At 69.9% G+C, this 20,612-nt stretch carries 17 protein-coding genes and 2 pseudogenes; 10 read left to right on the top strand and 9 right to left on the bottom strand.

Going from position 1 to position 20,612, the window contains the following annotated elements; translation table 11 throughout:
• Nucleotides 1–537: 537 nt before the first annotated feature.
• Nucleotides 538–2,043: a hypothetical protein gene (locus E2B92_RS00710; protein WP_126882816.1), complete on the bottom strand. Its 1,506-nt coding sequence runs from the start codon at nt 2,041–2,043 to the stop codon at nt 538–540.
• A 262-nt stretch (nt 2,044–2,305) separates the two neighbouring features.
• Here E2B92_RS00710 and E2B92_RS00705 point away from each other — a divergent pair, with 262 nt between their 5' ends.
• Entirely contained in the window at nt 2,306–2,926 is a 621-nt protein-coding gene (locus E2B92_RS00705) for a hypothetical protein (RefSeq protein WP_126882923.1), read from the top strand.
• A gap of 272 nt (nt 2,927–3,198) precedes the next feature.
• Here E2B92_RS00705 and E2B92_RS00700 read toward each other — a convergent pair whose 3' ends face one another.
• Nucleotides 3,199–3,597 (bottom strand): nuclear transport factor 2 family protein, encoded by a 399-nt coding sequence (locus E2B92_RS00700; protein WP_126882817.1) that lies wholly within the window; start codon nt 3,595–3,597, stop codon nt 3,199–3,201.
• 279 nt (nt 3,598–3,876) lie between these two features.
• Here E2B92_RS00700 and E2B92_RS00695 point away from each other — a divergent pair.
• The 6 genes and pseudogenes from E2B92_RS00695 to E2B92_RS00665 all read left to right on the top strand — a co-directional run.
• Nucleotides 3,877–4,215 (top strand): annotated as a pseudogene (locus E2B92_RS00695) (IS5 family transposase); the annotation flags it as partial.
• Between the two features lie 386 nt (nt 4,216–4,601).
• Complete coding sequence (locus tag E2B92_RS00685; RefSeq protein ID WP_133115758.1) at nt 4,602–5,849, top strand: TIR-like protein FxsC; 1,248 nt, start codon at nt 4,602–4,604, stop codon at nt 5,847–5,849.
• Between the two features lie 4 nt (nt 5,850–5,853).
• Nucleotides 5,854–8,991 carry a KGGVGR-motif variant AAA ATPase gene (locus E2B92_RS00680; RefSeq protein ID WP_260604286.1) on the top strand — a complete coding sequence of 1,046 codons (3,138 nt, stop codon included), beginning with the start codon at nt 5,854–5,856 and terminating at the stop codon, nt 8,989–8,991.
• 65 nt (nt 8,992–9,056) lie between these two features.
• Nucleotides 9,057–9,548: a RipA family octameric membrane protein gene (locus tag E2B92_RS00675; protein ID WP_200836898.1), complete on the top strand. Its 492-nt coding sequence runs from the start codon at nt 9,057–9,059 to the stop codon at nt 9,546–9,548.
• 807 nt (nt 9,549–10,355) lie between these two features.
• Entirely contained in the window at nt 10,356–10,565 is a 210-nt protein-coding gene (locus E2B92_RS00670; protein WP_126882820.1) for a hypothetical protein, read from the top strand.
• Complete coding sequence (locus E2B92_RS00665) at nt 10,562–11,293, top strand: restriction endonuclease (protein WP_126882821.1); 732 nt, start codon at nt 10,562–10,564, stop codon at nt 11,291–11,293. Before E2B92_RS00670 ends, E2B92_RS00665 begins: the two co-directional genes overlap by 4 nt.
• Nucleotides 11,294–11,965: 672 nt before the next feature.
• Here the strand turns inward: E2B92_RS00665 and E2B92_RS00660 are convergent.
• Complete coding sequence (locus E2B92_RS00660; RefSeq protein WP_235023619.1) at nt 11,966–12,334, bottom strand: DoxX family protein; 369 nt, start codon at nt 12,332–12,334, stop codon at nt 11,966–11,968.
• A 103-nt stretch (nt 12,335–12,437) separates the two neighbouring features.
• Here E2B92_RS00660 and E2B92_RS00655 point away from each other — a divergent pair, with 103 nt between their 5' ends.
• Both E2B92_RS00655 and E2B92_RS00650 read left to right on the top strand, forming a co-directional pair.
• Nucleotides 12,438–13,349, top strand: a complete 912-nt coding sequence (locus E2B92_RS00655; RefSeq protein WP_126882822.1) for a LysR family transcriptional regulator — start codon at nt 12,438–12,440, stop codon at nt 13,347–13,349.
• A gap of 71 nt (nt 13,350–13,420) precedes the next feature.
• Nucleotides 13,421–13,957, top strand: a complete 537-nt coding sequence (locus E2B92_RS00650; RefSeq protein ID WP_126882926.1) for a hypothetical protein — start codon at nt 13,421–13,423, stop codon at nt 13,955–13,957.
• Between the two features lie 235 nt (nt 13,958–14,192).
• Here the strand turns inward: E2B92_RS00650 and E2B92_RS34040 are convergent, their stop codons facing one another.
• Nucleotides 14,193–14,945: a DUF6355 family natural product biosynthesis protein gene (locus tag E2B92_RS34040; RefSeq protein ID WP_443070213.1), complete on the bottom strand. Its 753-nt coding sequence runs from the start codon at nt 14,943–14,945 to the stop codon at nt 14,193–14,195.
• Nucleotides 14,946–14,971: 26 nt separating this feature from the next.
• Nucleotides 14,972–15,181: a hypothetical protein gene (locus tag E2B92_RS00645; RefSeq protein WP_126882823.1), complete on the bottom strand. Its 210-nt coding sequence runs from the start codon at nt 15,179–15,181 to the stop codon at nt 14,972–14,974.
• A 1,106-nt stretch (nt 15,182–16,287) separates the two neighbouring features.
• On the opposite strand from E2B92_RS00645, the gene E2B92_RS33165 reads away from it, so the two are divergent.
• On the top strand, nt 16,288–16,665 hold the full coding sequence (locus E2B92_RS33165; protein ID WP_235023618.1) for a hypothetical protein: 378 nt from the start codon (nt 16,288–16,290) through the stop codon (nt 16,663–16,665).
• A gap of 933 nt (nt 16,666–17,598) precedes the next feature.
• On the opposite strand, the pseudogene E2B92_RS00635 reads toward E2B92_RS33165, so the two are convergent.
• The 4 genes and pseudogenes from E2B92_RS00635 to E2B92_RS00620 form a co-directional block, all read right to left on the bottom strand.
• Nucleotides 17,599–18,368: pseudogene (locus E2B92_RS00635) on the bottom strand (transposase).
• A gap of 162 nt (nt 18,369–18,530) precedes the next feature.
• Complete coding sequence (locus E2B92_RS00630; protein WP_126882824.1) at nt 18,531–18,908, bottom strand: phage holin family protein; 378 nt, start codon at nt 18,906–18,908, stop codon at nt 18,531–18,533.
• A gap of 408 nt (nt 18,909–19,316) precedes the next feature.
• Nucleotides 19,317–20,003, bottom strand: coding sequence for a hypothetical protein (locus tag E2B92_RS00625; protein WP_126882825.1), 687 nt, complete (start codon nt 20,001–20,003; stop codon nt 19,317–19,319).
• Between the two features lie 94 nt (nt 20,004–20,097).
• Nucleotides 20,098–20,577, bottom strand: a complete 480-nt coding sequence (locus E2B92_RS00620; protein WP_126882826.1) for a hypothetical protein — start codon at nt 20,575–20,577, stop codon at nt 20,098–20,100.
• Nucleotides 20,578–20,612: the final 35 nt, after the last annotated feature.

The raw sequence follows: 20,612 nt of genomic DNA, 5'->3' as shown, positions 1-20,612 counted from the left end.
CCAAGCCCAGCGGCGGTACCGGCTCGTCGCGTGCCCAAGAGGGGGCGCCGGGGCCGACCGGTTCCGCGGGCAAGCGGTCAGGGACGCCCCCAGCCCGCGATGTCCGGTGCCGCACCAGCCGCACCCTCCGGGAATTGTCGAGGAGGACCCGGCCGGGCGTACGGTTGGGCGCAGAGCCCGCCTTGCCGCTCCACGGCTTCCTCCCGCGAGCAGAAAAGCGTCGGACGGGAACGACAGGCGCTGCGCCTTCGTCAGGCCCGACAACCGCTGCACATCAGTTCGTCCACGAGCGGAACCGAGCACCTCGGCAGGAACTGAACCTCCCCGACCACTGCGAACCTCGACGTCAGCCGTCGCAGCACGGTCGGGCTCTCACTCGTCAGCCCCATCCCGATCCGCACCAGCCGCCAGTCATCGCTCATGGCACCGCTCCGCGATTCCACAGTTCACAGACCCAGCATGCGGGGTGGGAAGCGACCCGGGCCGTTGAGGGCTCTGACCGGACTTCCGTAAATGACCTCGGAGAGGGCCGCAGGCTCAGCCTGGCGCCACCGGGGGAAGCCCGCTGAGGTCGAGCAGTTCGTGAAGGCGCTCGGGCGGCAGGCTGGGGTTGGCCGCGGCTCCTTCGGCATGCTCGGGCGCGTTCAGGAGCGATGAGATCAGATCGACGGGAAGGAGGGGGTTGGCGGCTGCGGCTCGGCGAACACGCGAGTCGGAGTCGGCCAGCAGGCGGACGGGCGGCTGGTCCAGGCTGGTGTCCGTGGCGGCGAGAGCACGGACGTCCGGGTCGTGGTGGTCGAGGAGGTGGTGCAGGCCGCTGCGGGGCAGGCGGGGAAGCGTGAGCAGGTAGGGGCGTTGGCGTGGTGTGGCTATGAAGGCGTCGAGGATGACGTCGGGCGGCGCGAGTGGATGGTTGTACGCCAGCAGGTGGCGCACGTCGGGGTCGGGGTCTTCAGCCAGGTGGTGCACCAGTTCCTCGGGAAGCCGGGGGCAGGTGGCGGCAACTCGACGGAGCAGCGGATGCGTGGATGCGGCACATGATGCGTACCAGCCTGTCTCCGGCTCGATGAGCATCTCGCCGACAGGGCCAATACGCTCCGCCGCGCAGCCGATGACGCGATCGATGGCGTTACGTTCCGACCAGGCACGCGGAAGTGGTTGCAGCAGGGCGCGAGTGCGTACGGAGTCGTCCGGGTCCTGGGCCAGTTCGGCCAGCAGCCCGGGGTCCAGATCGGCCCGGGCGGCGATTCGTTCACGTACGTGGGGATCCGAATCGCGCGCCAGGCGGGCGACGACATCGCTGGGCGTGTGGGGGTTGTGGGCGAGCGCCCACAGGTCACGCCGGTCCGCGAGGCACTGCTCGGCCACGGTGCGCGAAACCGCGTAGTTGACGAGCAGCAGCGACCGGTGGTGGCAGTCACGCTGCGGCAAGTCCGCTTCCATCGCCGCCGGGTCCAGGATCCGGCTGTGATCGCGCGCGGATTCGCGCACCGAGGGAACAGGGTCGGCCAGGAGCGCCTGGCGCTGCGCGGGCGTGAGCCAGAGCCAGAGGCCGGCAGCCTGGGACCGCAGCTCAGGGTTCTCGTGATCGTGCATCCTGCGGCGGAACGATGGTGAGATCTGTCCGGAGAACTCCAGCTCCTGCCTGATCTCGCTCGCGGTGAGCAACTGGTCCCGAGTGTTGTCGTCCTGCACGGTCAGGATGGTCTCCAGGACATCGTCGGGCAGCGCCTCGACCCTGCCCACGCCAGGGCGGGGGCCCAAGGCGACCGCCGCCCGGACGAGCGCGTCGGAATCGTTGACCAGTCGGCCGCGCTGCTCGGGAGTCGCGCAGCAGTTGCGGGCGAAGGATCGGCGGACAGCCGGGTCCGGGTGCGCGACCACTGCTTCGATGACGTCTTCGGGAAGGCGACGCTCCTGGCAGAGGACCGTCCAGGCGCCGCGTGCCTGCACGGCCAGCAGACGCAGCAGAACCTCGGAGGACGCGGCTGGATTGGCCGCGACACCACGCAACCACAGTTCGGGAAGAACGGACGAAACCATCGGGACATCGTCGCAGTGATCAAGTGACCACGTCGACAGGCATCGTCGATCTGGGCGGCTCCCGCCTCTCCAGTGAATTTTGACGGAACCGCGGTCAGCGCCCTTTTCCGCATCACCGAACAGACAGCCATGCGCTGCGGCACCGCCTACCCGAGGCGAACCGCGAATCGCCCCAGGCAGCGGGCGCCCGCCGCGCCGGACGCCGCAGCCGAAGCCCGTGGCGGTGTGCCAGTGGGTCCGGCATCATCCCTGTGTGCTTGTGATGCAACCCGTTCTGGAGATCTTCGCTGCCGACGACTTCGCGCTCTGGCCGGTTGGCGGGAACGAGTCGTACGGCTACCTCGTGCTGGACGGGGAGCTGACTCCGGCGGAGGTCGGCACGGCGGTCATGCGGATCGCCGACTGCAACGACTTCGAGCCGGAGGAGGAGCACGGGCCGTGCCCCACCGACCCGCTCGGCGCATTCCTGCACGGGCTGCTCACCATGCCCGACCTGTTCGCCGCCGGCGGGTTCCGGGTGACCGACACAGCCACCGGCACCGTCTTCGTCGAGCCGGGCTGCTGCAACGGCCTGGAGACCTGGCGGGACTGGTGGGAGGTGCTGGACGGCACCGGCTGTTCCAACTTCGGCCACGACCCGTCCTCGGTGGCCGAACGTGTCGGCGACACCGTCCGGCTGACTCTCGACGCCGACGCTGAGGACGGCAGCCCGGTGATCGAGCTCCCGGTGGACGAGGTCCGCGCGCTCGTCACCGGTGCCCAGGCGGATCTGCGGGACTTTCTCCGCCTCGCCGGAACCTGGGCCGACCACCACCTGCCGACACACGCCGCCGCCGTCACGGCCGCCTTGGCCCGGGCACTGGACCTATCGCCCACAGAGTGACCAATTTCCTGCCCCCCGGGCGTGCGTGCGCGATGCCCGGGTGCCAATCCACCGGCGGCACAGCGCGCTGCGGGGATGTCGCCATACCGGGGGCGGCTACCGGTTACGTAGGCCCGTCCTCCTGCCGAGGCGGTCGCCGGATGTGGCGGGCGCCTCGCCTACCGGGGCGGCATCGGTACCGCACGCGTCAGACGGGTATTGGGGTGATCGGTTCGTGGAGAAGACCGGCGCCGGCGCGGCTGGTGATGCCGGTCGAGGCACTTTGGGGACGGTCAGGCGGTCACGGTGTCGGCATGCCGGTGGGCGACGTGCCAGGTGCCGTTCTCCCTGCGGTACACCTGGGTGGCGCGGAGCGTGTACGTACGGGGTTCTCCGTCCACGGAGGCGGAGGTGTGCTCCAGGCCGACGGTGTACGCCATGTCGCCGCGGACGTCGTAGGCCTGGAGCTCGTACACGTACGACGTGCAGTCGGAGAACGAGTTCGCGAGGCCGGTGAAGAGGGCGTCGAGTTCGTCGCGGCCGACGGCGTTGCGCCACGCCCCCAGCACGCTCACCGGCTCGGTGTGGGACCACAGCGCACGCCGGGGAGCGGCGTCGCCGTTGTGCAGCGCGACCTCCGCCTCGTACAGCGCGCTCCTGACCCACGCCAGAAAATCGTCACGTTCGGACACACCTCCAGCATGACCCGGCCCGGCGTCCTCGGCCTGCGCCGGCGACGGCCAGACCCCCCGGATGGCCCTGCCGCCGGGGCGTACTCCTGCTCGGGGCTTCTCCCGAGGCGCTCCTCATCCTTCCCGCGCCTTGTGCGTGGGGGCCGGGCCCGGCGGGGCTCTGGGTCAGGCCGGTGAGCGGCACCTCGCCCGGGCGCCGGGAGGAGACGGCACAGGACTGCGGCCGGCGCCAACAGGCCCAGGTCGTGTCCGGAAAGTCGGTCGGTCGTTGCTCCGTCCGTGGTGCGTCGACACGAACTGACCAATGGGTCATGGGCGTTGATCGCTCCGTTGCCGGCGTCGGGCCGGATGGGCCGGCCTGTTCGGGACCGGCGCCAGCTCGTCAACGGGATCTTGTGGAAGCTGTCCACCGGGGCTGCCTGGCGTGACCTGCCGGAGCGGTACGGGCCGTGGAAGACGGTCTGCGACCGCTTCCGGCACTGGTCCGCCGACGGCACCTGGGACCGCCTCCTGGCCCATGTCCAGCAGCACTCGGAAGCTGTCGGGCAGGTCGACTGGACGATCGTCTGCGTCGACTCGACCGCGGTCCGGGCCCACCAGCACGCTGCCGGGGCCCGAGCTGCACCATGCCGCTAGGGGGTGTCGGCGCCGGGCCGCCGCGGCCGGGGCCGGGCGGTCCGATCTCGAGGCTCCCGTCGTCCTCCCGGTCGACTTCGACGTACCTGATGACCTGGCTTCAGAACGCCGCGAGCCGGTCGCGATCGGCGCAGCCGCCGACGAGCTCACAGATGAGGCATGCCATGTCCGTCAGTGTACGGAGACCGGCCGCATGCAGACGGCGGTTCGTATGCTTTCGTGTCGCACGTGCGAACGGCGAACCGGCCGCGATCACGGGGCTGCCTCCGCACGGACATACACCGCAGTTCCCGCTTCGCCCACTCGCGGCCGCCTGCGTCCAGTATGGTCACCGCAGCATCGCGGATGTCGACTGCAAGTGAGGTCCTGTGCCGCCGCTGTTCTTCTTAAGTTACTCGCGGGACGATGCCGTGGACCCCTATCTGGATCGCTTCTATCACGACCTGTGCGCCGAAGTGTCGGTCCGCGGCGGCTTGGACCTCGAATTGGTCGGATTCCTCGACCGGGAGCAGCCCACCGGCGCCATATGGCCCCGTACGACCGGCGCGGCACTGGGCACGTGCTCGGTGTTCATCCCCGTCTACTCGCCGCACCTCTTCTCCAGCCACACCTGCGGCCAGGAATGGCACACCTTCGCCGCCCGCTCAGCAGCCCATCAGGCGCTGCAGGAGACGACGGTGGAGAAGCCCGGCGGGATCTTGCCGGTGTGGTGGGTACCCCCCGTGCAAGAGCCGCCGGCGGTGGCGAGGTACCTCCAGGACACACGGGACAAGTTCGGCCCCGAGTACCGGGAGTTCGGCCTCCGCTACCTCCTCCAGCTCCGTGCGAATGACAGCCTGTACCGCAACTTCCTCGTCCGCTTCAGCAACGAGATCCTCAAGGCCGCCGCCGCCCCGCCCACCCCCTGCGAGGTGCCCGACCTGCTCGCCGCGCCGAACGCCTTCGCTCCCGCGCCGGACGCCACCCCCGTACCCCGGCAGGCGGGGAGCACCGAAAGCGGCGGCCCCCGGCAGGTCACCTTCGTCGTCGCAGTTGGCGACCAGGAGACGATGAGGGTCGTCCGCACCGTCCTGGGCACCTATGGCCACGACTGGGCGGACTGGCGCCCGTACCACCCGGGCTGCCCCGACCGCGTCGTGGTCCGGGCCCAGGGGGTGGCGACCACCCAGGAGATGATCTCCTACCTGAAGCCCGCCGACGAGTCGCTGTTCGTGCTCCTGGACCGGGCGGAAAAGCACGGGGAAATGGTCGTCCTCATCGTCGACCCGTGGTCGGTGGAGCTGCCCGTGTACGAGACGCTGCTGGCCCGCCTGGACCGCCTGAACTCGCATCACTCGACTGTGCTGGTGCCCTGGGAGAGCGTTGACAGCCCCAACAGTCCAGAAGGCAGCCGCGCTCACGACAAGCTGTACGCCTGTCTGGGCAACTGGATGGATGCCGGCGACCGGTTGTTCCGCGAGGACATCTGGTCGATGGACGAGTTCGAGAAGGTGCTCGGCCAGACACTGATCGAGATCCGGGCACGCATCCTCGGCCGTGCCGCAGCCAGGCGCCGTGTGACCGAGGCCGGTCCGCGGACCCGGCCGGTTCTCACGCTCCCCCAGGAGCTGAGGTGACGGGATGAGCTGTCGGATCATCACCTTCTACTCGTACAAGGGCGGGACCGGCCGCTCCATGGCAGTGGCCAACACTGCCTGGGTCCTCGCGTCCAACGGCCTGCGGGTGCTCGTGGTGGACTGGGATCTGGAAGCACCCGGCCTGCACCAGTACTTCCACCCGTTCCTGCCCGACCACGAACTCCGTTCCTCGCCCGGCGTCATCGATCTGGTCTGGGAGTTCGCGACGGCCGCCGTGGACCCTGGCACCCCGGACGAGCCGGGATGGCACGAGCGGCTGGCTGCGATCCGGCCCTACGCCATGTCCGTCGAACACCCATTCCCGGGGCGAGGCACGATCGATCTGGTTCCGGCCGGCCGGCAGGACCACCTGTACTCAACCCGGGTCGCCACGTTCGACTGGAACAACTTTTACGAACGTCTCGGTGGAGGCGGTTTCCTCGAAGCACTCAAGCGCAGCATGCGGGCTGACTACGACTACGTCCTGATCGACAGCCGTACCGGCTTCAGCGACACCGCCGGGATTTGCACCGTCCAGTTTCCGGACATCCTGGTCAACTGCTTCGCCCTCAGCACGCAGGCCATCGATGGTGCGGTTGCCGTCGCCGCCTCCGTACACCGGCAGCGAGGGCGCGACCAGTTGCGCATGTTTCCCGTCCCCATGCGCGTCGAGGACGGCGAGCTCGACAAACTGGAGGCCAGCCGCGACTACGCCCGCGCCCGGCTCGGACGGTACCTCTCGCATCTGCCGGACCCCGACCGCTACTGGGGCGAGGTGGAAGTTCCCTACAAAAGCTTCTACGCCTACGAGGAGATCCTCGCCCCGATCGGAGACCGTCCCCAGCAGGAGAACACGATCCTGGCCGCCACCGAGCGTATCGTCGGCTACCTCACCGACCAGGGGGTCCAGGCGCTCGGGGCGACGCTCGACGAGCGGGAGCGGCGGTCGGCGCTGGTCCGCTTCCAGCGGGTCAGGACACGCACCGGCGACGGCGTCCCCGGTCCCCGCCCCGGCCCGCGCGGCGCAGCCCCGGCGCGAGTGTTCCTCACCTGCCCCTACGACTCGGCCGAACACTGGGACGCCGTTCGTGATCTGTGGTTCCTGCTGCGCGGCGGGGAAGTCGACGCCCGCCTTGACCGCCCGCCTGGCCAGCGCCCGGAGGACTGGCCGCTCTGGCAGGCGGAGGAGATGCGCGAGGCCGACCTGGTGGTCGCCGTCTCCTCGCCCGCCTACCGGAGGCGTCCGACCGACCCCGACGTTGAGCGGGTCCGCGCCTCGTACGACGTCGACCCCGGACGTTTCCTCACGGTGCTGCTCCCCGGTGCCTCCGACGACGACATCCCGGCCTTCCTGCTGCCCGGGCCCGCTGGCCCGGGCCGGGCGGCCGTGGAGCTCGCCTCGCTCACCCCGGACGGCGTCCGGCCCTTGCTGCATCAGGTGACCGCCCGCCTGCGGCCTCCCGCGCGGCCACGAGAGCGGATCCTGGCCGCACAGACGCCCGAGCCGGTGTTCGACAGCGTCGAACCGGAACTGGCCGAGGCGGCCGACGAGCTCGCTCTGAGGCTGCGCGAGCAGATGATGACGTATCTGAGGCAGCGGCGCATCATGGAGCCGTATCAGTTGCCGGTCCGGTGGACCGCGAGCCGGGCGGTGCCCTGGAAGGACAGTACGTCCACGAGGCTTTCTCTGGCGGGGGAGTCGGAGGACCTCGTCGAGATCTTCCTGTCGCTCCCCCACGGACGGCTCGTTCTTCTGGGCGGGCCGGGGGCGGGGAAGACCGACGCCGCGATCCTGCTGGCCACACGACTCCTCGCCCGGCGGGAGGCCTCGACGACGCCGGTCCCGGTGCTGCTGCACTGGACCTCATGGAACCCGGAGACCGAAAGTCTCCACGACTGGATCACCGGACAACTGCAGAAGCAGTTCCCCCTCCTCTTCGCAAGCTTCGGCATGCGGTACGCACGCCTGGTGCGTACGGGGGGAATCCTGCCCATCTTGGACGGCTTGGACGAACTGCCTCTCAATGTGAGGGCCTTGGCGCTTCGTACCCTTGCGGAGGAGGTGCCGCGACACGGCAGGTACATCGTGACGTCACGCGTCGCCGAGTACATGGAGGTCGCCGGAACGAGTCGCTCCTCCATGACCGGCGCCACGGTCCTCGAAGCCCGGTCCTTGTCGCCCGGCGACGTGATCGAGTACCTCGACAGCAGGGGTGCCCCGGGCCGGTGGGAGTGGCTGCGGCGTGAACTCCAGGAGCGTCCTCACGGTCCGGTCGGGCAGGCCCTTGTCTCTCCCGTGATGGTGCGGTTGGCTGCGGAGATCTATCAGGACCGATCGAGTGCGTCCGCCGAGTTGCTGTCGCTCGACAACCCGGACGCGGTACGGGGGCATCTTCTCGCCAATCTGATCCCGGTCACTTACGGCCGAGCCGGTGACCGATACGACCGCCCGTTGTTCCCCCCGGTGCAGGCGGGACGGTGGCTGAGTTTCCTGGCGCGGCACATGACGCTCCAGGCGACCCGGGACCTCGCATGGTGGGAACTGCACCGGGCGCTGGGTGCCGGCCGGCTGGCCGTGCTGCTCGGGACAGTGAGCGCAGTGATCACAGCCAGCGTGTTCCTGCTGCTCGGCCGGCTCCCCGGTGCCGCCGACGAACCGCTTGCCAACGGCTGGCTGATTGGTGGGGCGACAACCGCGGTGGCGCTCACCACGGCTCTCAGCTCCCGGCGCTCGCCCCTGCCCAGCCGCTTCGCGCGTGCGGGGCCGATCCGACCCGAAGCCTCGCTCAGGGTGAACCGGCTGCTGACCCTGGGGTCCGCCTTGGCGGCCGGCCTCGTCTCCGGGCTTGCGGCAGGCGTGTGGTACGGGTGGGACACGGGCCTGTCCGCGGCGCTCACCGGAGGGCTGGTCACCTGCGGGGCGGTCATCATGACGTCGCTGCTGCTGGCACTGCGCGGCAGCGCCTGGCTCCGCTACCTCCTGGCCCGTATCGCACTGGCGTCGGTCGGACGACTGCCATGGAGGCTGCTGCGCTTCCTGGACGAAGCGCATCGACGCGGTGTGCTCAGGGAATCCGGGCCGGTCTACCAGTTCCGCTACGCCGCGTTGCAGGATCTGCTGGCCCACCGAGAGAGGACATGAGTATGAGGGGCATACCCCCAGGCATCAGGAGGTACCTCGGTACGGAGGCGACGCCGATCGACGACGTGCGTCCGACCCTGTGGAACACGTCCGCGCCTGCATCCCCGGACCAGGTCGTCCTGCTCGAACAGTACAAGATCTATGTGGAGATGGCCGATCGGGTCAGCGCCCGCCGGAGCCTGACGAACACCTTCTTTCTGACCCTGAACACGGCGGTCTTCGCCGTTATCGGAACGTTCTGGAGAGGCGTGCCCGCCCATGCGTCCTGGCTGCTGGTGTTTCCCCTGCTCGCGGTACTCATCCAGTGCGGGGCCTGGTTCTTCCTCATCCGTACGTACCGACAGCTCAATGGCGCGAAGTACACGGTGATCGGAGCCATGGAGGAGCGGCTGCCCGCCTCACCGTACTGGAGTGCCGAGTGGAAGGCCCTTGGCGAAGGGAAGGACAACGCGAAGTACTGGCCGCTCACCCACCTCGAGCAGTGGATCCCGTCACTCTTCGCCGCTGCCTACGTCGGCAGTTTCGTCGCCGCGATGGTGGTGGGCCGAGGGACATGAGGGCGATTCAGGTGCCAGAGCAGTTCCGGGCCGCTGTCCGAGGCAGCCGCGGGTGACACCTCCTCACGCCGGACTTCGGTGAAAATGCAGCCGGCGTGGAACGGTAGGTCATGTCGGGGCGCCCGCCCCCAGGCGGGAACGAGATCATGAGGTATATCGCCTGGCACCGATACTGTCAGACCCTGGTGTCGCGGGCTCATCCGAGCCGCCACCCCTGCCCCGAATTCTCACCACGGCGGGTTGTGCACCACCAGCCGCTGAACCGGTGTGTCCGCACGCACTGAGTCGTTGCCGAGCCCACTATCGGACACGGTAGGCGGAGTGTGGGCCTGCTGCGCCAGAAGCAAAATGCGCCACTTCCTCAATTTCCCATCGTCAAGAGTTCCGATACCAATCGGCATTCTCGCTGTAAGGAAGTTCGACAGCGATCCGCATGTGTCGTCCCTCTTCCGTCGGATCTGAGGCCGACGAAGGCATCCTGAAAACCGCACCCCGGGCGGCTTGACCACATCTTCACCCGCACCGTGGCCACGATGCCTGGGCGCTTCGTTCAAGGGTCGATCGATGGCTGGATACCGGTCCTCAGGGCCCGCCAAAGCTTGGTGGTGCGCGCCGAGACTGCATGTCGCTGTGCACGTCGCTGGCTTATAGGACGGCTGCGCGGTATTCAGCCAGGTCCGATGACTTTTTTGTCATTCGCCGGCAACTCGCCTCCCGCATCACCGATGTCCGGCTACACAAGGAGGCTTAGGTGGAGCTTTTCCGCCCCGCATGGTGATGGCCGGTGGTTGGGGGAGGTCTGGACGGTTGCTGACCATCAACGTGGCGGTGCTGCTCGCAGTCATCGTCGTCCTGCGGCTGCGGCGACGCACCCAGGCACGCAGCCGATCTGACGAGAAGATGACCGTCGTGATCGTCCTGGCGCTCGGTGTCCTGCTCGCCCCTACCCCGGTCGGCCAGGGGATCCTGGATATCGTGGGGCAGCTCGCGAGCGGCGTCACGCAGGCCAGCCGATGAGCTCCCGCCCGCGCAAGGCACGGACGGCGACGACCAGGCGTCCGTCGGCACGGCGGCGTACGCGAAGGCCGAGCAAGCGGCGGCAGCGGCCGGAGGACCGGCTGATCGAGTTCCTTGTAACCGCGGCCTTGGCCCTCGGCCTGGTGGTGGCCGTCGTCAACTGGCTGCTCACCCACTGGTGGATCCTCTTCATCGTTGGCGTGCTCGCGGTGTTGGCCGGCGGGGGCCGGCTCTACCGGAAGAAGCAGAAGGCCGAGTGGGAAGCGGTACGCACGCAGGGCCTTCGGTATGGGGTGTCCCAATTGGACGCCCTGCACCATGCCCGGTTCGAGGGCGCGGTGCGGGACCTGATGCGTCGTGACGGCTGCCGGGACGCGGTCCGCGTTGGTGGCGGTGGGGACCTGGGTGCCGATGTGAAGGCCACCGATCCCTACGGACGGCGCTGGGTAATCCAGTGCAAGCACCGCCGCGACGGCCTCGCCGGCTCCGCGGTCGGCACGCCGGACTTACAGGTTCTCAACGGCACCGCCCGCCAGATCCACGGCGCCGACGTCGCGGTGATCGTGACAAACGGGCGGGTTACCGCACCAGCCGTGGCCTTCGCCAAGCAGCAGCGACTGCACGTGGTCGATCGCCACACCCTCGCTGCGTGGGCGTCCGGCTCTCGGCCGCTGTGGGAGCTGCTCCGAGCCGTCCCGCCGCCGCGTCGACCGACCGCCCAGTCGTGAGCCACCAGAGAGTGCGATCGACACGGCGGTGAGGCAGACGGCACGGCGCAGGGCGAGAAGGCCGTCGGTGTAGATGCCGATGGCGCAGCGCGGCCAAGCCGTGGACTGACTCCAGCGCGGCGGTGTCGAGGTCGGGTCGTGCCGGGTCACCGCATCGCCGGCGGCCTCCGGCCCTGCCTGGACGCCGCCGGCATACCAATAACTCAGGCCTGATTTGTACGGCGTCAGCGTCCCAGTCGCCGCCGGCGGGACCGCTGGAATAGGCGTCCACCCCCCAGTAGACGCCGACCAGTTTCCGGCTACTGCCGCCAAGTACCGCATCGCGGGCACCGCTGGGACGGTCTACGTGAGACCCCAACGCGACGACCACCCGGCCGGGTGCCCGGGAGGCAGGCCCTGGCTGTGCTTTTCAGCCCCGACGAGCGCAGCAAGGCAAAGATGACGGTGGTGCCGGGCCACCGGCGGCTGCGGCCGCGGCGCTCGCCGGATGTCCGGCGCTCGCACGGCACTGGTGTATCAGCCCACCTGGCCTGAACGCCGGGCTCACCCCCGGGCCGCCCGAGCAGTGGTCACGCCCCTCACCGCTTCGCGCGGCGCTGCAACCCCGTCGGGCAGGCGGCCCGCGTATAGCGGCGGGACGGGAGGGGACCGGATCGGCGGTGTGACGCCCTCTCATGCCACGCCGTGGGCTGCCACCCCGAGGAGAAGCACCGCCACCGACAGCGCCAGGCCGCCGACCGCCCCGCCCACCCTGCGGTCACCGACACGCAGGTGCGCGCCGACGGCCGCCATGAAGTACAGGATCAGCCCCGCCCCTGCGGTCGTCCCCACCACCGGTACCGCGAGCCCAACCAGCAGGCCCAGCGCGCCGGCCCCCAGGCACACCCCCAGCGGCGCCATCCACGAACGCGGGACGCTGATCCGGTCGGCCAGCACGCCGATCGACTCGTGTCCCACCAGGTCCAGATACGCGCCGTACGCGAGAGCGGCGGCGGTCAGAACGGTCACGACGGCGTACAGGGCGAACACGGGAACCTCCACGAACGGATGGGAAACGAGGGCGGCAACCACGTGCCCGGCCCTCTCCGCCACCCTCGCCGCACCCACCGATTGAGGCCAATGCCCCTCTCCATAACCTGACGGCATGGATGTGGACACCCGGCTGCTCCGCTACTTCGCCGCCGTCGCCCAGGAGGGCAACCTCACCAGCGCCGCGCAGCGCCTGTACGTCACCCAGCCGGCGCTGACGAGACAGATCCGGCAGCTCGAAGCGCTCCTCGACGTGCGCCTCTTCACCCGCTCCAGGACCGGCATGACCCTCACCGAACCCGGCCGCGCCCTGGCCGCCGGCGTGCCCGCTCTGCTCGACGACTGGGAACGGCTGCGGCGCGAGACCCGGAGTGCGGCCTTCCGCGCCGCCCGCGTCCTGCGGATCGGCTTCCTCGCCAGCGCGGCCAACGAACTCACCCCGCGCATCACCGCGGCCTTCCGTGAGCGCCGGCCCGACTGGCGGGTCGAGATGCGCCAGGCGCCCTGGTCCGACCCGACTGCCGGGCTCGCGGCCGGCGACGTCGACGCCGCCCTGCTCCGGCTGCCCTTCCCCGGGCAGGACCGGATGCGCACCGACGTCCTGCTCACCGAGTCCCGCTGGGTCGTGCTGCCCAGCGGCCACCGGCTCGCCGACCGCGAGGAGATCGCCTTCCGCGAGCTGTGGGACGAAGCGTTCGTCGCCGCGCCCGGCGAGACGGGCGCCTGGCAGGACTATTGGCTCGCCGTCGATGCCCGCGAGGGACACCCGGTCCGCATCGGCGCGGTCACCGAGCATCCCGACGAATGGCTCACCGCCATCGCCAACGGCGACGGTATCGCCCTCGCCCCCGCGTCGGCGGCCCGCTACTACCCGCGCCCCGGCCTCGTCCACCGCCCCGTCACCGGCGTGGCCGCCACCAGCGTCGGCGTCGCCTGGCCGCCGGCCGCGGACGCCGACCCCGTCGTGCAGGACTTCGTCGCCTGCTGCCGGGAACAGAGTGCGGCGGAAGCGACGGAGCGCGGCTGAGGCACGATGGGCGCGTGACGTCCTCGAACAGCCCCGCACTGACCCCTTACCAGACCGCCCTGCGGAACCGGATGCTCGACACCCCGGTCCTGCCGGCACCCCTTCCCTGGCGCCGAGTCGTCGACGCGCCCGTCGGTGGACTGCTCGGCATCGGCTTCGCGACGCATCCCGACACCGGCCACGACCTCGTGATGGCCGTCTCGACCGGCGGCCACGGCCTGTTCGACGCCGTCACCGGCGACCGGCTCGCCCGCGAACGAGACCCGGAGCCCGAGGACGGCACGCCGGACGAGTCCCCGGACCTCACCTGCCCCGGACTCGGGCCGGTCACAGACGCCCGGGTGCACATCGCGGGCCTCTACGGCGGCGGCCTGCACAGCACCACCGAAGGCTGGTACCTCCAAGTCGTGAGCCCCGACTGGCCGCACCACCGTGTCGTGCTCGCGGCCGCGGGCGGGCGGCCCCACAAGGACCCGTACGGCGAGACATGGTGGCACGTCCTCCACGCCCGTCACTCGGAGTTCCGCGCCGCCGGCTTCTCTCCGTCCGGCCGCACCCTCGCCGTCGCGACGAGCAGCGACCTCACCATGTGGACCCGGCAGAACTGAGTTGGTGAGTTGGACGGGCAGCACATCGGCCAGTGGAACAAGCAGACCTATGGATTCCTGGCGTCGGCGCCGGCCTGAGTGCAGCGCCCGACATGTAAGCGCCTTTCGAAGGCGTAGCCTTCCCTCAGGGCGAGTGTCAATACCTCATCCACCTTGAGGACGACGACGCTGAGCGCGCCTGGGTCTGGGAGCTGATCCGCCGACGGCTTTCCATAGAGATCGCGTTTGAGACTTTCTACGGCGGAGAGAACCTCACGGCCATCCCACCCCTGATGTGAGCACTGCTGGCTCGGTCTGCACGGACGGATCCAAGAGGCAGGTCTGGTCGACGTGGCCTGACGGGACCGGAAAGTCCGGGGCCAGGGCAGCGGAGGTGTCGTAGAGCTGGTCCGTCGACGGGCATGCTGCCGGGGTGGTCGAAGACCATGGGCGGGATATGTGAAAGTGCGCCAAGGTCGGGCTGATTGTGGATGACCACTGCTGCTGGGGGCACCGCCCCGCCGCAGCGTCCGATCAGGAACAACGGCTCTATCCGCGCCCACTGCGCATAGGTCAACGGCACGATCAGACCAAGGATCCGATGATCAGTGGGAAACAGTTGGTGGACGCGGACGCGGCTGCCCGGCCAGTACCAGTTCCCTGGTGTCTGCGGTAGGAGTCCGCGCCACCGGGAAGGGGCCGTCAGCAAGCCGACGGCCCTACCAGCTACTGAGAGCCAACAGGTACTGCCCTTATACCAGGGGTACTTGACGGTCGATGTTGAGCCGACCAGGGTGCGGCCCGGGGCGACGCATTGGGGAGAGCCGGTGTCGTTGTGCCCTTCGACACGAATCCAGATTTCCGTCTCTTTCGACGACGCCGGAGTTTCAGGGCAGCGTAAGGCCGGCGATGACCGCGTCGCGGTCTCGGTCGATACCGGCCGCGAGAGCCCCTGGCGGACGGTGTCGAGCCACTGCGGGAATCGTTCGCTCTGGCGTTCGGTGAGCATGTGGGTGAAGGGCTGGACGTGACCGATCAGGCGTCGAGTTCGGGGCATGGCGAGGGACGGTGGTCGTGCTTCGTGCCGTAGCTGTACGGCTCAGGGCGGCCCGACGGCAGGCCGCCCGCGCCGGGGAGGCTCGCCCAGCTCCACCCGATACGCCGGGCGCCCCGCTGCCGGGTGATGGCACCGCGGCCTCGGACGGACGCGTACGACTCGTGCTCGTCGCCGCGTACCTGGACCACCCGCTCGTCATCTCCGCCCTGCAAGGAGTGGGCAGGCGGGAAGAAGCCCTTCAGGCGGAGTCGTGTGCGCGGGGCACTGTAGGGTCCCTGCTGAGCCGCCGAGGACCGCGGCGTCACCAACAGCGCTGAAATCACAGCCGGATGTGGCTGGGGTCGGGGGGCTCACGTGAGGCGAGCAATCATCATGGGCGGCAGCTACGCCGGGCTCTTCGCCGCCCGCGTACTGAGTGACTACGCCGAGGACGTCGTGGTGGTGGAGCTCGACCAGATTGGCGAGGACGGCCTCGGCAGTCGGACCCCCCAGCGGCAGCAGCTTCACGCCATGCTGTCCATGGGCCACACGCAGATGGAGCGGTGGTTTCCCGGAATCACCGACGACCTGGTCAAGGGCGGCGCACTCCTCGGCGAAGGCGACGACGTCCGGTTCTACCTGGACGGACGGCTGAAGGCCCCCGCAGCTCGCGCCAGAATGCTCGGCGCCACCCGCCCCTTCCTGGAGAGTCACCTGCGCCGCCGGGTCGAGGGCCTGAAGCCGGTCCGCTTCGTGCACGCGGAGGTCACCGACCTCGTGTTCCGGGACGGCCGCGCGGTCGGCGTCATGACGGCAGCCCCCGGAGACGACGGCCGGACTGGTGAGACGCTCGAAGCCGACCTCGTCGTCGACGCGATGGGCCGATCGAGTCGGCTGGGCCAGTGGCTGACCCGGCACGGATGGCCCCAGGCACCCGTCGACCGCATGCGAGTCGACCTTGGCTATGCCACCGCCATGTTCCACCGTGGAGATGAGCTGGGGACCACCGTCATCGCGCACTCCAGCCCCGGCCCCGCGAGCGACTACCAGCCCACGGTGACGGAGCCCGGCGCCCTCGCCGCCGTGGAAGGCGACCGGTGGTCGGTGGTCCTCGCCGGCTACGCCGACCACCGCCCGGGGCCCGACCGGGAGGAGTTCCTCCGGCGGATGCGCCGGTGCGTCGCTCCGATCCGGACGGTCGCGGACACCTGCTCAATGGTCAGCGACGTCAAGACGTACCGCTTCGTCGAGAGCCGGCGACGGGCCCACTCCCGGCTGAGCCACTTCCCTGGCGGCCTCGTGGTCGTAGGGGACCTTGGCCAGCGTCAACCCCGTCTACGGCCAAGGCCTGACGCTGTCGGCGCTGACGGCCAACGCGCTGGCCGTCTACCTACGTTCCGCACCGGCGTGGGAAGACCCGGCGTGGAGGTACTTCCGCCTCGCCGAAGCCGTCGTCGACGGGGCCTGGCAGCTCTCGACGGCCGCGGACCTCGCGCAGCCCCATGTCACCGGTCCGTATCCCCGCGGCTACCGCGTACAGAAGTGGGTCGCGGACAAGCTCACGGAGGCATCCGTGATCGATTCTGTCGTGAACACCGCCTACATGAGCGTGGTCAACATGGAGCAGCCGCCGAAAGCCCTGACCGACCCCCGGCTGCTCCTCCGGGCCGCCCGCGTGCTGATCAGCGGCTAACGCCGGCTCAGAACAGGGATTCTTGAGCCCGCCGCTCGCCGCGGCAACACGACGCCGACGAGCTGCGGCCCGCCGGTTCGCGCCGGGGAGTACGTGGCGGCCCGGTTGTTCTTGCCCGCGCCGCTTCAGCCCGACATTGTCGTGCTGGTCGCGTTCAAGCACGAGGCGGCCGACCGGATCGACCGAGCTACTTCCACGCCACGAACACCACGACGGCAGGCCACCCCCGGACCACTGGCTACGGAGTGCCAGCCGTGCACGCCGACGTCCTGCACGCCCCGGACGTCCGCCAGCCACTGCTCGCGATGGAACGGGCTGTCCAAGTCGGCTCCGACGCCGTGGTCACACCACACAAGCGAAGATCATCCAAGGACGGGTACGGTGCCCCCGTCGGCCGACGAAGTGGAGACGGATGCTGGAGCGAGACCAAGCCCTGCAGCGCGCGGTGGGTTTCTCGCGCGCAGCCGGCGTGAAGACGAGCCGCCCCTTGCCATCGACGTAGAGCAGGTGCTCAAGCGGTGCCGAGATCGTCCCCTGCCGAGCAGGTAGTCCACCCCGCATAGGGAATCGCCGCACCGTATGATCAGTGGCATGATCCGTCCCGTCTCCGACCGCCCGACACGGAGACACCTGTTCTTCGCGTTGGCGCTCGTACTGCTTGTGACCACCTGCTGGTACGCCGTGCAGCCGGTTTACCCTGATTGCGTGTTCTTTGGTACGTCATTCGAGCAAGCGGTTGAGTCGGGTCAGTGTCCTCCATCCCAAATGCGATGGAGGACATGGGGCAGATAGGACGGGCTCTGCTCCTGCTGATGGCACATCAGGACAGGTGGTCAATGGTCACTGAAACTGAGCAGTCGTCACGCTGCTGGCCAAAGGGTGTTGCAGAAGGTCGGGCTTGGGCGGGCACGGAGTGATGCCTGGCCTGCTGGTTCATCCTGTCAGGGCGAGGTTGTGGATGGTGGCGACGGCCTGGACTGCGTAGTGGAGGCCGTCGCCCTTCTGGCGGCAGTCGCGGAGGACTTCCAGTTCTGCATGCGGGCGAAGGTGTGCTCGACGCGGGCCCTGACCCGGCGGTGCTCGGCATTGTCCTCTTCCTGGCCGCGCAGGAGGGGCCGCCCGGCCCTTCTGCGGTGCGGGACGATCAGGCCGGTGCCGAGGTAGGCGCCGTCCGCAATCACCGTCGTCCCGGCCGCCACGGCCGGCAGGTCGGAGTCGTGCCAGACGTGGGCGTCGGCCTTGTTCCCGGGCGCCGGACGGGCCGAGGCGACAACCAGGCGGGTGTCGGCGTCGATGATGACCTGCACGTTCGCCGAGAACCGGTAGGTGCGGCTCGAGGCGCCGACCTGCCGGTCGCGTACCGGGATCAGGGTGCCGTCCACGATCCACAACCGCTCGACATCGGCGACCGGCCGCAAAGCCGGCTCCAGAGCGAGCAACGGCCGCAGCCGCTGGATGACCCTGCCGACGGTCGCCGGCGAAATCCCGAACAGCGGGGCGAGCTGCCGCGTCGTGAGGTTCGTGCGGTAGTACACCGCCACCAACAGCACCCGCTCCGCCAGCGGCAGGCACCACGGCCGGCCGCCGCCGGGACCGTTCCCGCCCCGTTCACGGACCACCTTCACCAGCTTCGCGAACCGGTCCACTTTCAAACCCGTGAACGTCTCCACCCACACCGGCTCAGCCCTCAACACCCCCGCCATACAGGCAAAATGCCCAAGACTGAGCCTTCTGCAACACCCTTTGGACCAGCTCTCGGCGACAAGTCCGGCAGGGCGGCGTCCGACCGGCGGTCCCAGGCCATGGGCCCGCGACGGGGTCCGGCGGCCGGGAGGCTGCGGGACCTGCGGGGCGAGGTCTGGTGGTCAGGCGTCCTTGAGCTCGTCGACCACGTGGCGGACCACGTCCACCGAGGAGTGCAGTGCCTCACGGGAGGCGGCGCGGGCCACGCGCATGCGCTTGGACCCGTAGTGGACCAGGACGGAGGCGCCCGACGCGTAGACGACGGTGAGCGCGCCCGTGACCTTCTCGGGCGCCCAGACCCGTTCCAGTCCGCGCACCAGCGTCGAGTGGGCCGACAGCAGGGCCAGCAGCCCGCACACCCCGCCGGCCGCCAGCGCCACGACGGCGTGGCGCGCCTCCGACAGGCCGAGTGCCGCCTCGTCCCGCGCGGTGTCGATGTCCTCGCGGACCGTGCTGTCCTCCCGGGCCATGGTGTGAACGTCCTCGGTCGGCTGCCTCATGACGCGCTGGTACCCGGTGCGGGCCCGGGCACACCGCCGTTCGCGCCCGCCGCGGCGGCGCCCGACCGTACCGGGGCGGCGCCGGGGCCGCGCTCGGGGCGTACGCACGGCCTCACGGGTGGCGCCCCGTGCGGCCGTACGAACGGGTCCCCGGCCATCGGCTGGTCAGACGAAGGCGAGCGCCGCACTCGGCCGGGAAGGCCCGGGCGCGGTGCTCGTGGTGGTGGGTGCCACTGGGGGCGGGTGTCGTTATCCATGAGGCACTGGTCGCTGGCGAGATCCATCACGACGCGGGCAGCAATGCCCTGGGCGCGCTGGAACAGCGGCGCACTCGTCGGCGGCCGCGAGCCGCAAGGGTGGCCAACGGGGAACCGCTGAAGGGGGGTGCGCCGTGCGGAACGGCGGGCGTCATCGGGCGCCGCCGTTCTCGAAGGCGTCGATCAGCGGGCCGACGAGGTCGGCGCTCGTCGCCCCGCCAACCCACTCACCGGACGCGAGAAAGACGGGCACGGCGTCGCGGTCGGCGTTGAAGATGACGGCGTACTGCCCGTACCGGTCGAAGACCAGTTCGCGAGGCACCGGGATCGGTGCGGCGGCCAGGACCTCCGGCGCGTCGACCGTGAGTCTGCCGGGCACGGCGGGGTCGTCGGGCTGGACCAGGGTGCCGATGACGCGCAGCAGGTCACCGAGCCCGATTCCGGTCAGGAGCAGCTCGGTGATGCGGGGGTCGCCGACCGAGCAGACGACGACGGTGTCCGGGGTGTCAGGGGCGGCGGTGTCCGCGTCGGCGGTCGGACGATCAGCTCGAAGGCGCCGGTGCCGCGTGGGCCGGAGGTGGGGAGGACGTCGACGTAGCCGTCGACGGCGAGATGCTTGGTGTCCATCAGATGGCCTCCGCCAGGATCTCGGTGTGGCGGGGGGAGCGGGGTCGGGTGGTGCGCTGCGCTGCTGCGCGATGTCCAGCAGCTCGCGGTTGCGCCGCTGCTGGGCGGGCGTGAGCGGGCGGGCCTTCTCTCCGTGCCGGCGCCAGAGCGGAGAGGCCGGCGGCTCGGGGTGGGCGAGGGCGTGGTCGACGTCGTGGATGGTGCTGCTCATGGGGGCCTCCGTCTGGAGGTGAGGAGTTCAGGCGTGGTCGGTCGTCCCGCCGCCCTTGGGCGGGTCGGAGGCGAACCGGGTCTTCGCTGGTGTGCTACGAATTCCAGAGCTCCGCGCAGGCCTTGTGGACGGGCTCTTTGGCGTGGGACCTCAGCGGTGTGGTGGTGCCGCACAGCACGCACGGGGCGGCCGGCCAGAAGTGCGGGCCGTGACGCCAGTCCAGGAGCTGGACCAGCGCCTCGGGCTGCTCCGGCAGCGTGGGTACAGCACGCGGAGGGCGGCCCGGGCGGACAACAACAACCACGTCCTCGTCGGGTGTCGAGCTCATGCCCAGCCAGTCCTGGAGCGCCTCCGCGAGGCTGGCCGGGACGCCCTGGGGTTCCACTTCGGAGATGTCGCCCCCGGGGACGTTGTCGATGTCGAGCCACGTGTCTTTGGGGTCCAAGCGCCGGGCGGCGGCGTCGCAGGCCTCGTAGCCGCCGGTGCCGCTCTCGATGAGTTCACCGGTACGCCAGTCCGCGATCTCCCACGATGTTTCGCCGGTCTGGCCTCCGGTCGGCTGTCGGTCCTCCATCCGTCGGACGCGGAGTGCATGTCCGCTCCCGTACA

Source organism: Streptomyces sp. WAC05374 (assembly GCF_004353505.1).
GTDB lineage: Bacteria > Actinomycetota > Actinomycetes > Streptomycetales > Streptomycetaceae > Streptomyces.
Note: the sequence above shows the minus strand (reverse complement) of the source record. Positions and strands in the feature narration are given on the sequence as shown.

Coding starts and splice junctions, on each gene's coding strand:
- E2B92_RS00710 (WP_126882816.1), bottom strand. CDS start 2,043: ATGGTTTCGTCCGTTCTTCCCGAACTGTGGTTGCGTGGTGTCGCGGCC.
- E2B92_RS00705 (WP_126882923.1), top strand. CDS start 2,306: ATGCAACCCGTTCTGGAGATCTTCGCTGCCGACGACTTCGCGCTCTGG.
- E2B92_RS00680 (WP_260604286.1), top strand. CDS start 5,854: ATGAGCTGTCGGATCATCACCTTCTACTCGTACAAGGGCGGGACCGGC.
- E2B92_RS00665 (WP_126882821.1), top strand. CDS start 10,562: ATGAGCTCCCGCCCGCGCAAGGCACGGACGGCGACGACCAGGCGTCCG.
- E2B92_RS00655 (WP_126882822.1), top strand. CDS start 12,438: ATGGATGTGGACACCCGGCTGCTCCGCTACTTCGCCGCCGTCGCCCAG.
- E2B92_RS00650 (WP_126882926.1), top strand. CDS start 13,421: ATGCTCGACACCCCGGTCCTGCCGGCACCCCTTCCCTGGCGCCGAGTC.
- E2B92_RS34040 (WP_443070213.1), bottom strand. CDS start 14,945: ATGCTCACCGAACGCCAGAGCGAACGATTCCCGCAGTGGCTCGACACC.
- E2B92_RS00630 (WP_126882824.1), bottom strand. CDS start 18,908: ATGAGGCAGCCGACCGAGGACGTTCACACCATGGCCCGGGAGGACAGC.
- E2B92_RS00625 (WP_126882825.1), bottom strand. CDS start 20,003: ATGAGCAGCACCATCCACGACGTCGACCACGCCCTCGCCCACCCCGAG.
- E2B92_RS00620 (WP_126882826.1), bottom strand. CDS start 20,577: ATGGAGGACCGACAGCCGACCGGAGGCCAGACCGGCGAAACATCGTGG.